The sequence below is a fragment of the Lutibacter oceani genome (assembly GCF_003384935.1).
Lineage (GTDB): Bacteria > Bacteroidota > Bacteroidia > Flavobacteriales > Flavobacteriaceae > Lutibacter > Lutibacter oceani.
Genome location: NZ_QTTQ01000009.1, coordinates 342,914 through 355,102 on the forward strand (window position 1 = coordinate 342,914; position 12,189 = coordinate 355,102).

12 protein-coding genes are annotated in these 12,189 nt (G+C 30.2%); 9 read left to right on the forward strand and 3 right to left on the reverse strand.

Annotated elements, in window-relative coordinates; translation table 11 throughout:
• Positions 1-242: 242 nt before the first annotated feature.
• The gene (locus tag BX611_RS01615; protein WP_115877742.1) at positions 243-1,787 is read right to left on the reverse strand and encodes a hypothetical protein; all 1,545 of its coding nucleotides are present in this window, start codon (positions 1,785-1,787) and stop codon (positions 243-245) included.
• A gap of 149 nt (positions 1,788-1,936) precedes the next feature.
• Between BX611_RS01615 and BX611_RS01620 the strand changes: the two genes are divergently transcribed.
• The 7 genes from BX611_RS01620 to galE all read left to right on the forward strand — a co-directional run bounded on the left by BX611_RS01620 (position 1,937) and on the right by galE (position 9,130).
• Complete coding sequence (locus tag BX611_RS01620; protein ID WP_115878912.1) at positions 1,937-3,112, forward strand: 2-isopropylmalate synthase; 1,176 nt, start codon at positions 1,937-1,939, stop codon at positions 3,110-3,112.
• Positions 3,113-3,240: 128 nt separating this feature from the next.
• Positions 3,241-4,356, forward strand: coding sequence for a 3-isopropylmalate dehydrogenase (gene leuB / locus BX611_RS01625; protein ID WP_115877743.1), 1,116 nt, complete (start codon positions 3,241-3,243; stop codon positions 4,354-4,356).
• 71 nt (positions 4,357-4,427) lie between these two features.
• Entirely contained in the window at positions 4,428-5,162 is a 735-nt protein-coding gene (locus BX611_RS01630; protein WP_115877744.1) for a nitroreductase family protein, read from the forward strand.
• A gap of 41 nt (positions 5,163-5,203) precedes the next feature.
• Positions 5,204-5,992 (forward strand): serine O-acetyltransferase EpsC, encoded by a 789-nt coding sequence (gene epsC, locus BX611_RS01635; RefSeq protein ID WP_115877745.1) that lies wholly within the window; start codon positions 5,204-5,206, stop codon positions 5,990-5,992.
• 2 nt (positions 5,993-5,994) lie between these two features.
• Positions 5,995-6,882: a cysteine synthase CysM gene (gene cysM, locus BX611_RS01640; protein ID WP_115877746.1), complete on the forward strand. Its 888-nt coding sequence runs from the start codon at positions 5,995-5,997 to the stop codon at positions 6,880-6,882.
• An 86-nt stretch (positions 6,883-6,968) separates the two neighbouring features.
• Positions 6,969-8,123 carry a DegT/DnrJ/EryC1/StrS family aminotransferase gene (locus BX611_RS01645; RefSeq protein WP_115877747.1) on the forward strand — a complete coding sequence of 385 codons (1,155 nt, stop codon included), beginning with the start codon at positions 6,969-6,971 and terminating at the stop codon, positions 8,121-8,123.
• A complete protein-coding gene (galE, locus tag BX611_RS01650) occupies positions 8,123-9,130 on the forward strand; it encodes a UDP-glucose 4-epimerase GalE (protein ID WP_115877748.1) in 1,008 nt (335 codons plus the stop codon). The genes BX611_RS01645 and galE overlap by 1 nt, the downstream gene beginning before the upstream one ends.
• A 72-nt stretch (positions 9,131-9,202) precedes the next feature.
• Here the strand turns inward: galE and fabD are convergent, their stop codons facing one another.
• Complete coding sequence (gene fabD, locus BX611_RS01655; protein ID WP_115877749.1) at positions 9,203-10,090, reverse strand: ACP S-malonyltransferase; 888 nt, start codon at positions 10,088-10,090, stop codon at positions 9,203-9,205.
• Between the two features lie 75 nt (positions 10,091-10,165).
• On the opposite strand from fabD, the gene BX611_RS01660 reads away from it, so the two are divergent.
• The gene (locus BX611_RS01660; protein ID WP_115877750.1) at positions 10,166-10,861 is read left to right on the forward strand and encodes a queuosine precursor transporter; all 696 of its coding nucleotides are present in this window, start codon (positions 10,166-10,168) and stop codon (positions 10,859-10,861) included.
• Positions 10,862-11,000: 139 nt separating this feature from the next.
• Positions 11,001-11,357 carry a DUF6970 domain-containing protein gene (locus tag BX611_RS01665; protein WP_205417113.1) on the forward strand — a complete coding sequence of 119 codons (357 nt, stop codon included), beginning with the start codon at positions 11,001-11,003 and terminating at the stop codon, positions 11,355-11,357.
• 12 nt (positions 11,358-11,369) lie between these two features.
• Here BX611_RS01665 and BX611_RS01670 read toward each other — a convergent pair whose 3' ends face one another.
• The gene (locus tag BX611_RS01670; protein ID WP_115877751.1) at positions 11,370-12,167 is read right to left on the reverse strand and encodes a DUF2797 domain-containing protein; all 798 of its coding nucleotides are present in this window, start codon (positions 12,165-12,167) and stop codon (positions 11,370-11,372) included.
• Positions 12,168-12,189 lie beyond the last annotated feature (22 nt).

The window sequence follows — 12,189 nt, forward strand, 5'->3', positions numbered from 1 at the left end:
AATGACTTCAATTAAAATAACTAAATTTAAATTTTTCACAATCTTATATATTTATATTAAAAAAGCCTTCCTAATAATTTAGGAAGGCCATATAATTTTATATCAATTACAATAACTGTCCTAACGCTCTGATAAAATAATTACAGAGACATTTACAGAAATGATATTGACAATTAGGTTTTTCATACTTGAGGAACAAATATGTTACTTTTTTTTTAATTAAAAAATAAAACCAATATTTTTTATTTTAAAAGTTTTTTTGCCTTTTCTTGAATAACTGATTCAACAGTTACATTATTAATTTTACTTTCTAACCATGACAAAATATCCAAATACAAAAATGCTCTTCTTTCAAATGGGTGATTTTCATACTTCTTTAATTCACCATGTAATTTAATAAATTCTTTACGAAGATCCTGTGGATAAATGTTACTTAAATTCTTCAGAAATGAAATCATTTTCCGTTGTACATCATGTAGGTCATTCATTTTCAACAAAAATTTATATGTTGAAACTATTAGTTTATCAATATTATAATCTAAACCGGCATCATAATGAGCCACTAAATTTAAAACACGGGAAAAACACAATAAATCTTCACGCATTTTTAATTCTTTATTGTTTATAATTTTTTCAAGATAAAAAATACATGCTTCATTTTTTCCGGCTCCAAAATACATGCAGGCAATTTTGTAATAAAATACCATAATATGATGCGCATCTATATGTTCTTCATATTTGTTTATTTCATCTAATAATTTTTCCACAAAAATTAATCCCTTTGTAAATTTACCTTCCAAAAAGTATAAATTTAATTTGTTTTGATTGTAGTATAAAAACGACAGTGTTTTAGTATTTTCATTTAAAACTATATTATCATTTTTAATATCAAAATCTAAATTTTCCAACACTTTATTAAACTTTTTTCGATACTTAATTAAATACAAAGATTCAGCTAAATAGTTAACACCTTTTAAATAAAATACAGGATTTTGTTTTTTCATTTCAGGGCGTTCTTCAAATAAATCTACCCACTTTCGAGCATATTTAAAACTCGATAAAAAATCCTGTTTTATTAAACTATGCCACAAATAAGCCTTGAATAAAAAAAGTTTTTCTTTAAATCCCAACTCAGATAACTTATACTTTGGTAAACGTTTTTCAAAATATTCAGTTAATAATTTAGAATCTTTGTCATCTTTTACATAACCTGCTTTTAACAACAAGCTATACAATTGCAATGATAAATTAGATAATTTACTAATTCTAATATTTCTTAAACTCAACTCCTTTGCCTGTTCTGCAAGTTCATCTGCTCTATTACTCATACTTCGAGTAATATATTGAGACTCTATTACCTTTTCAAATTCAACAATTTCATAAGCCAAATTATTTTCACCACTATTTAATGCCAAATCTTTAGCTTTATCTAATATTTTCAAACTTTGCTTGTACAAACCTTTATTGTATAAAATAGCAGCAAAATCGAATTGCTCTCTTATTTGAGCTCTCACATTTTGATGTGCAGGATTAAACCGCAGACTAACCAAAATTTGTCGATACAAATGTGCTTTTGTATTAGATATTTGCTGTTTTTTAATGTTTGTTTTTTTTAAAATTAGCTCATCATCATAAGCACTAACTTTATCTAATAAATTGAATAAAGACATGAAATTTGCATCCACATTTCCGCCCAATCTACCCACATACAATTTAAATTGTCGTTTTTCAGATTTTGAAAGTGACTTTACCAATGAAAAAAGTGCATCTTTTTGGTCAATAGCCATTGTAACTAATTTATTTTTATCTTGTTGATATTTAATTGCTTACAAAATATAATTTCCTTTTGAATATAGTAAACACCATCTTTTACTCTTTATATAGAAAACGTATAAGTATATTTTTGGTATTCAAAAGTGATAAAAAAAAATCAGAAATGAGTAATAATAGAGTCCAAATTTTTGACACAACGTTAAGAGATGGAGAACAAGTCCCGGGTTGCAAACTAAATACTGAACAAAAATTAGTGATTGCAGAGCGACTTGATATTTTAGGTGTGGATGTTATAGAAGCTGGATTTCCAATTTCTAGCCCTGGTGATTTTACATCAGTAGAAAAAATTTCAAAATTAGTAAAAACTGCAACGGTTTGTGGACTTACAAGAGCAAATGCAAAAGATATAGAAGTAGCTGCTCAAGCCTTAAAATATGCTAAAAGACCAAGAATTCATACCGGAATAGGAACTTCAGAATCTCACATAAAATTCAAATTTAATTCAACACAAGAAAAAATAATTGAACGCGCTAAAGATGCTGTAAAATATGCAAAATCTTTTGTTGAAGACGTGGAGTTTTATGCTGAAGATGCAGGTAGAACAGATAATGAATATTTAGCAAGAGTTTTGGAAGAAGTGATTAAGGCAGGAGCTACTGTTTTAAATATTCCAGATACAACAGGATATTGCTTACCCGATGAATATGGCGCAAAAATTAAATACCTTAAGGAAAACGTAAAAGGTATAGATAATGTAATTTTATCATGCCACTGCCATAACGATTTAGGATTGGCAACTGCAAATGCAATTGCTGGCGTTCAAAATGGTGCACGCCAAATTGAATGTACTATTAATGGTATTGGAGAACGCGCTGGAAATACCTCGCTTGAAGAAGTGGTTATGATTTTAAAACAACACCCTTATTTAAATTTAGACACCCGAATTAACACCAAAATGTTATACAGTACTAGCCAATTAGTACAACAAAGTATGGGTATGCTAGTACAGCCAAATAAGGCAATTGTAGGTGAAAATGCCTTTGCTCACAGTTCTGGAATTCACCAAGATGGTGTAATAAAAAATAGAGAAACTTACGAAATTATTGATCCTGCAGATGTTGGTGTAACTGAATCTTCAATTGTTTTAACAGCACGAAGTGGTAGAGCTGCATTAGCCTACCGAGCTAAAAATGTTGGTTATAACTTAACAAAAATTGAGTTAGACGATTTGTATCCTCAATTTTTAAAATTTGCCGATTTTCACAAAGAAGTAAATAATGAAGATTTACATCATTTAATGGAATTAAATCATATTCATAAAACAAATATTCATATTTAATATAAAAATTATATTAATAGACCACAAATACTTAACTTTGAGGACTCTATTAGCTTGTAATTTTTAAAAAATTAGCAAATGCTTTAGAAGACATATATTGAACAAAAAATCATTCAATTAAGAGAATTATGAATTTAAATATCGCTCTACTTCCAGGCGATGGGATTGGTCCAGAAGTAATTCAACAAGCAGTAAAAGTTCTAAATGCAATTGCTGAAAAATACAATCATTCTTTTGAATTTAAAAAAGCAAGTGTTGGTGCTATTGCAATTGATGAAACTGGTAATCCATTACCAGACGAAACTTTGCAAATTTGTGCTGATGCAGATGCCATTTTATTTGGCGCTATTGGTGATCCAAAATATGATAACAACCCAAACGCTAAAGTTAGACCAGAGCAAGGTTTGTTAAAATTGCGTAAAAGTTTAGGCTTATTTGCAAACATAAGACCACTAACAACATACGATGCTTTAATTCACAAATCAAATTTAAAGGCCGAAGTTATTAAGGATACCAATTTTGTTATTTACAGAGAGCTTACAAGTGGTATTTATTTTGGTGAAAAACAAGCTAGTGAAGATGGAAATGAAGCTTCAGATATTTGTAAATACACTGTTGAAGAAATAGATAGAATTGCGCATTTAGCTTTTAAAGCTGCACAAGTAAGACGCAAAAAACTAACATTAGTCGATAAAGCTAATGTACTTGAAACTTCTAGATTATGGAGAAAACGGGTTGCTGAAATAGCTAAAACCTATCCAAAAGTTAATTTAGAATATTTATTTGTTGACAATGCAGCAATGCAAATTATATTAAACCCAAAACAGTTTGATGTTATTTTAACCGAAAACATGTTCGGTGATATACTGTCTGATGAAGCAAGTGTAATTTCAGGCTCAATTGGCTTATTAGCCTCTGCTTCTATTGGTTCTCATACAGCAATGTTCGAGCCTATTCACGGTTCTTACCCACAGGCTAAAGGTAAAAATATAGCAAATCCATTAGCAGCAATTTTATCTGCTGCAATGTTGCTAGATCATTTTGAATTGTATGAGGAAGCTGAAACAATTAGAACCGCAGTGGAAAAATCTATAGAGTTAAATATAACTACACCCGATTTAAATAGTACAAATCATTTTTCAACAACCAATGTTGGAAATTTTTTAAGTGATTTTATTTTAGATGATGAGAACACTTTTTACAACAAAAACAATATAGATTTAGGACAATCTACCATTATATAACTTACTAAGCAGTTTAAAATACACCCAAATTTCTTAAAATTTTGGGTGTGTTTTTTTGTAGTTTTACACGTATGAAAAATAATACCAGCCTTATTGAAGCAATTAAATATAGACGCTCAGTTAGAGTATATGATGCTGAAAAAGAGATTGATACTGCTATTGTTAAAAAATGTCTTCAACAAGCTACTTTAGCACCAAATAGCAGTAATATGCAGTTATGGGAATTTCATCAAATAACTTCAAAAAATATCTTAAAAAAAATTGCGAAAGCTTGTTTAGGACAAAGTGCTGCAACAACTGCTAAACAATTGGTTGTTATTGTTGTAAGAAAAGATTTATGGAAACAAAGAGCCACTAGCAACCTTACCAATTTAAAAAATACTTTTGGAGAAAAACAAAAAAGTGAATACAGCTCCAGGGAAAAATTTGCTTTAAATTATTATGAAAAATTAATGCCTTTTGTGTATTGGGATTTTTTTGGAATTTTTGGTTGGTTAAAATATATAATATCTTGGTTTACAGGTTTATTTAAACCTACTTACCGCCAACTAAGAAATTCAGATATGAGAATTGTAGCACACAAAAGTGCCGGGTTAGCAGCACAAACTTTTATGTTAAGTATGGCTGCTGAAAAATATGACACTTGCCCAATGGAAGGAATAGATTCACTCAGAATTAAAAAAATACTAAATTTACCTCATAGAAGTGAAATTAATATGGTTATTTCATGTGGCATCAGAAAACCTGAAGGTATTTATGGAGAACGCTATAGAATTCCATTTGAAAACATACATAAAATTTGGTAATATTTTAAAGTTTTTACCGACCAATCACGAAAGTTAAAATTATGACAGCTAGAGAAAGTATTATTCATAAAATCACAGCTAGTAAAAATAAGCCGCATTTAGATTTTAATATAAAACATAAAACAGAAGTATTTACAAATAACTTGTTTTATACATTGTTTGACGCTAATGCTTGTGTTGAAAAAAATATTAAACAATTAGAAATTGATTTTAACGAAATTTATAAACTTGCTTGTAAAATTGATGGTAGCAATTGTGCTAAAATTTGGCAGATTTTTCTTTCAAAATTGCCTGAAATATTAGAAAATTTAAATTTAGATGCCAAAGAATTAGTGAATAATGATCCTGCTTCTAACAATATTGAGGAAGTATATTTGGCATATCCAGGTTTTTTTGCCATTGCAATTTATAGATTCAGTCACGAGTTATTTAAACTAAATACACCGCTAATCCCTAGGTTAATGAGTGAATATGCGCATAGTAAAACAGGTACCGATATTCACCCTGGTGCAACCATTGGAAAATCATTTTTTATAGATCACGCTACTGGAACCGTTATTGGTGAAACGTGTTTAATAAAAGATCATGTTAAAATTTATCAGGGTGTTACGTTAGGTGCTTTACAAGTTTCAAAAGAATTAAAAAATGTAAAACGCCACCCAACAGTTGAAGATAATGTTACCATTTATGCAAATGCCACAATACTTGGTGGAGAAACTATAATTGGAAAAAATAGCATTATTGGAGGTAATGTTTGGATAACAGAATCAATACCTGAAAATTCTTTAGTTTATCACAAATCTGAGATTCGATTAAAACAAAAAAAATAACAATGGAAAATAAAACATTATTAGATTTTATTGGAAATACACCTTTAATAAAAGTTCAAAATATTTTAAATAAACAAGGTGTATCATTGTATCTTAAATTAGAAGGAAACAATCCTGGAGGCAGTGTTAAAGATAGAGCTGCCTACAATATGATTCGTTCAGCTATTGAAAGAAATGAAATTAAAAAAGGTGATTATTTAATTGAAGCTACCAGTGGAAATACCGGTATTGCACTTGCAATGATTGCACAACAATTTGAAATTAATATGGAATTGGTAATGCCCGAAAATTCCACAAAAGAACGTGTGCAAACAATGCAAGCTTATGGTGCAAAAGTAACATTAACCCCTTCGGAAGAAGGAATTGAAGGTTCTAGAGCCTATGCAGAAAAAATGGTTGAAGAAAAAGACTATAAAATGCTTAATCAGTTTGCAAATGATGATAATTGGAAAGCGCATTACAAAACAACAGGCCCAGAAATTTGGAGAGATACTAATGGTGAAATTACACATTTTGTATCTGCAATGGGCACAACTGGAACAATAATGGGAACTTCTACTTTTTTGAAAGAAAAAAATAAAACTATTCAAATTATTGGCGCACAACCTACAGACAATTCAAAAATTCCAGGAATTAGAAAATGGTCTCCTGAATTTCTACCAAAAATTTTTAATCCTAAAAAAGTTGATCAGGTGATTGAAGTAAGTGAAACTGAAGCACGTAAAATGACAAAAATACTTGCAAAAGAAGAAGGTGTATTTGCAGGTATGAGCAGTGGAGGTGCCGTTACAGTTGCTTTAAAATTAGCAAAAAACTTAAAAAGCGGGATAATTGTAGCTATTATTTGCGATCGCGGTGACCGCTATTTGTCATCAGATTTATTCGAATAAAACGTTATCGCAACTATCCTAATTTTAGATTGGATAGGAATTGCTTTTATTGTATTTTTGTTAGTTAGAATACATATAAACTTACCATGAAAAAAATTCAAATGGTTGACCTTCAAGGTCAATACGCTAAAATACAAGCACAAGTAGATTCAAGAATTTCAGAAGTTTTAAAATCTGCAGCATATATAAATGGACCAGAAGTTCACGAGTTTCAAAAAAACTTAGAAGAATATTTAAACGTAAAACATGTAATTCCTTGTGCAAATGGAACAGATGCCCTTCAAATTGCTATGATGGGTTTAGGATTACAACCAGGCGATGAAGTTATTACTGCCGATTTTACATTTGCCGCAACTGTTGAAGTTATTGCATTATTGCATTTAACACCTGTTTTAGTAGATGTTGAAAAAGACAGTTTTAATATGAGTATTGCTGCTTTAAAAAAGGCAATTACTCCAAAAACAAAAGCCATTGTTCCTGTTCATTTATTCGGTCAATGTGCTAATATGGAAGCGGTTCTTGAAGTTGCAAAAGAATACAACTTATTTGTTATTGAAGATACTGCACAGGCAATTGGTGCTAATTACACCTTCAAAAATGGAACAAAAAAGAAAGCAGGAACTATTGGAAATATTGGAACAACTTCTTTCTTTCCATCTAAAAATTTAGGCTGTTACGGAGATGGTGGTGCAATTTTTACAGATGACGATGCATTAGCACATACTTTAAGAGGTATGGTAAACCACGGAATGTACAAACGTTATTACCATGATGTTGTTGGAGTTAACTCCAGGTTAGATAGTATACAAGCGGCAGTTTTAAATGTAAAACTACCACTTTTAGACACCTATTGTGATGCCAGACGTGCTGCGGCTAGGTATTATAATAATGGCTTTAAAAATAATCCAAATATTACAACTCCAAAAATGGGGAATGGCTGTGAGTTTATTTGTGAAAATTGTGATTGTCACGTTTTTCATCAATACACCTTACAAATTACAAATGGTAAACGAAATGAATTACATCAACATTTATTAGACAATGGAATTCCAAATGCAATTTATTATCCAGTTCCATTACACAGTCAAAAAGCATATACAGATCCTCGTTATAAAGAAGCACATTTTAAAGTTACCAATGAATTAATTGATACGGTAATTTCATTACCAATGCATACTGAGTTAGACAATGAACAACAAGATTTTATCATTTCAACTATCTTAAATTTTATCAATAAATAATGAAGCATATTTTAGTAACAGGAGGCTTAGGCTATATTGGATCTCATACGGTTGTTGAATTACAAAAAGAAGGTTTTGAAGTTATAATAATTGATAATTTATCAAATTCAAGTATTAAAGTATTAGATAATATTGCTTCAATAACTGGTATAAAACCTGCATATTTTAATATTGATTTAAAAGATAAAGCTGCTGTTAAAAATTTCTTTACATCTAATAAAGTTGATGGTATCATTCATTTTGCTGCCTCAAAAGCAGTTGGAGAAAGTGTACAAATGCCTTTAGAATATTATGAAAATAATATCTGTAGTTTAATTTATATTTTACAAGAATTAAAAGCAAATCATTTAAACAACTTTATTTTCAGTTCATCTTGCACCGTTTATGGTCAAGCAGATGAGTTGCCAATTACTGAAAACGCACCGATTAAACCGGCAGAATCTCCTTATGGAAACACGAAGCAAATTGGTGAAGAAATTATAAAAGATACTACTAAAGTTTCTGATTTAAAAGCAATTGCCTTGCGTTATTTTAATCCGATTGGAGCACATGAATCTGCTAAAATTGGAGAATTACCAATTGGAGTTCCTCAAAATTTAATTCCTTTTGTAGTGCAAACTGCTGCTGGAATAAGAAAAGAATTGTCTGTTTTTGGTAGCGATTATGATACCATTGACGGTACTGCAGTGAGAGATTATATTCATGTAGTTGATTTAGCAAAAGCTCATATTATTGCATTACAAAGATTGCTCGATAATAAAAACAAATCTCAATACGAGGTATTTAATTTAGGAACAGGCAAAGGAAATTCTGTATTAGAAGTTATTAAATCTTTTGAAAAAGTGACCGGCAAAAAAGTAAACTATAAATTAGTTGACAAAAGAGCAGGTGATATTACAGCCGCTTATGCAGACACTAAATATGCCAACGAGGAATTAGGCTGGAAGGCTGAATTATCTTTAGATGATGCCTTGCTTTCTGCCTGGAAATGGCAAGAAACACTTTAGTTTAATAAAAAAGAGGCTATTTAAAAAGTAATAAATTACTTTTTAAATAGCCTCTTTTTTATTTTATGACTTTTAAGCTTTGAATTCTGCTCCGCTAGTCGAAACATTCCTATCTATTTTACGCATTAAGCCTTGCAATACCTTACCCGGACCAACTTCAATAAATTCAGTACCTCCATCTGCAATCATCGCCTTAATACATTGTGTCCAACGCACTGGAGCTGTTAATTGAGCAATTAAATTCTCTTTAATTTCATCTGGGTTTGTAACTGCTTTTGCCACCACGTTTTGGTACACGGGGCAAATTGGGTTACTGAACACTGTGTTTTTTATAGCTTCCGCTAATTCTTCTCTTGCCGGAGCCATTAACGGTGAATGAAAAGCACCACCAACAGGTAATTTTAAAGCGCGTCTTGCTCCTTTTTCAGTTAATAATTCACAAGCTTTATCAATTGCTTCAATATCTCCTGAAATAACTAATTGCCCTGGACAATTGTAATTTGCAGCAACTACTACACCATCAACACTTGCGCATGTTTCTTCAACAATAGCATCATCCAACCCTAAAACTGCTGCCATAGTAGATTCTTGAGCTTCACAAGCTTTTTGCATTGCCAATGCTCTTTTAGACACTAATTTAAGTCCATCTTCAAAAGTTAAAACTCCGTTTGCAACCAATGCTGAAAGTTCTCCTAAAGAATGACCTGCTACCATTTCTGGTTTAAAGTCGTCTCCTAAAGTTTTAGCTAAAATTACTGAATGTAAAAAAATTGCTGGCTGCGTTACTTTAGTCTGTTGCAATTCTTCAGATGTCCCTTCAAACATAATGTCTGTTATAGAAAATCCTAAAATCTCATTTGCCTGCTCAAAAAGTTCTTGGGCTAATGGTGAGTTTTGGTATAAATCTAATCCCATTCCTGTAAATTGTGCCCCTTGCCCTGGAAATATATATGCTTTCATAATGTATTATTTCAATTTAAATTTCAAAGTGCAAAAATAGTAATATTTTACTATATTCGTGTCAATTAACTACTAATGACTCAAAAACAAAAATCCGAAGCATTCACAATTTATTTAATTTTAGCTTCCATGTTTATTGCCGCATTGGTGGCATCAAATTTAATATTTCAAAAATTCTTTTACTGGAATCCGTTTGGCTGGTTTAGATTTGAGCTTTCCGTTGGAATTTTACCATATCCTATTACATTTTTAATTACTGATATTATTTCAGAAATTTATGGTAGAAAAAAAGCCAATCAAGTTGTTATTGCCGGTATTTTTGCTTCATTTTTTTCAATGGGAATTATATTAATGGCCAATTATGCTCCAGCAATAGAAAATTCACCAATAAATAACATACTATTTACAAAAGTATTTGGTCTTTCGCCAATTGCAGTTTTGGCCTCCATGTTGGCTTATTTATTTGCTCAATTTATTGATATTCGTATTTTTCATTTTTGGAAAAGAAAAACCAATGGGAAGCATTTATGGCTTCGAAATAATTTTTCAACTTTTTCATCTCAATTTATTGATACACTTACAGTTATCACTTTACTATGTAGTTTTGGAGTATTGCCTTGGAACCTATTTAATACCTTACTTATTAGTGGGTTTTTATTTAAAGTATTCATTGCAATTTTAGATACACCAATCTTATATTTAATAGTGTATTTATTTAGAAGTCGCTTTCATTTAAAAGTTGGTGAAGAAATACAACTATTTGATTCATAAAGAATTTGGCATATTTTTTGAATTATATTAATTAAGGTAACAATATGTGTATTTAGTTGATATATAAATGTAAGTGAAACATAAAGTAAATGGTTAAGCCATCACTAAAAAGAAACATTTACATATTTAAAATTAGTTTATGAGAAGTATTTTATTTGAAAGAATTTTATTTCTTGCGGCGGTGCTATTCTTACTAATAAGTTGTAACGATTCCGATTTAGAAATAGCTGTGCCATCTTGTATAAAAAATAAAATAGAAATTATAAAAAACAATGAAATTAGCAACCCTCCAACTCAAATTTGGAAATGGGAAACTGATGATGAAACCTATTATTATATAACATCTGATTGTTGTGACCAATACAATTATTTATATGCTAATAATTGTGAAATTATTTGTGCTCCTGATGGAGGTTTTACTGGTAATGGAGATGGAAATTGTCCAATATTTTCCAATGAAATTATAAAAACACTAATTTGGGAAGACAACCGTTAAATAGATTTTTATTTATTTTACCGTAATAATTACCCTATATCCTTCGTTATTTCTTACATTAAAAACAGTATTATCTTCAAACAATAAATACTGCCCTTTTACACCTTTTAATTTACCAGAATATACATGTGCTTTTTCCAAATTAAGTGTTTTAATTTTTGTTGGATATTGCAAAACAGGGTAATTTATTTCAGTAATTTTACCATTATTTGCTAAAAAATATTCTTGAGCTTCTTCTGGAATATATGCTTTTAATTTTTCACGTTCTTCAATTAAATCAGCATCCGAAATTTCATTTTTCAACATTTTTTGCCAACTTGTTTTATCTGAAACATAATCTTTTAAAGCAACCTCTGTTATACCCGCCAAATACCTGTTAGGAACCTCCACAATTTCAATAGCTTTTGAAGCACCCTGATCAATCCATCGGGTTGGTATTTGACTTTTTCTGGTTACTCCAACTTTTACATTACTCGATAAGGCCAAATATACCACATGAGGTTGTAACTGCACTTTTTTTTCAAAATCTAAATCTCTATCTTCAATTTCTTCATGAGCAGTACTTAATTCAGGCTTCATAATCCAGTCGCCAACAGCAGCACTTTTATAAAAACACTCATAACAAAAACCCTGTCTAAAAATTTTCTTTTCCTCACCACAGTTCAAACATTGATAGCCTTCAAAACTAATTTCAAGCTCTTTATCCAGTAATTGGTTAAAAATTAAAAAATCATTTTCAACATCCAGGTAATATTGAACTTCGTCATTTAACTCAGTCTTCATTTTTTTTAATACTGTTTGATATTGCATTTAAAGTTTTTTATTAAATTTA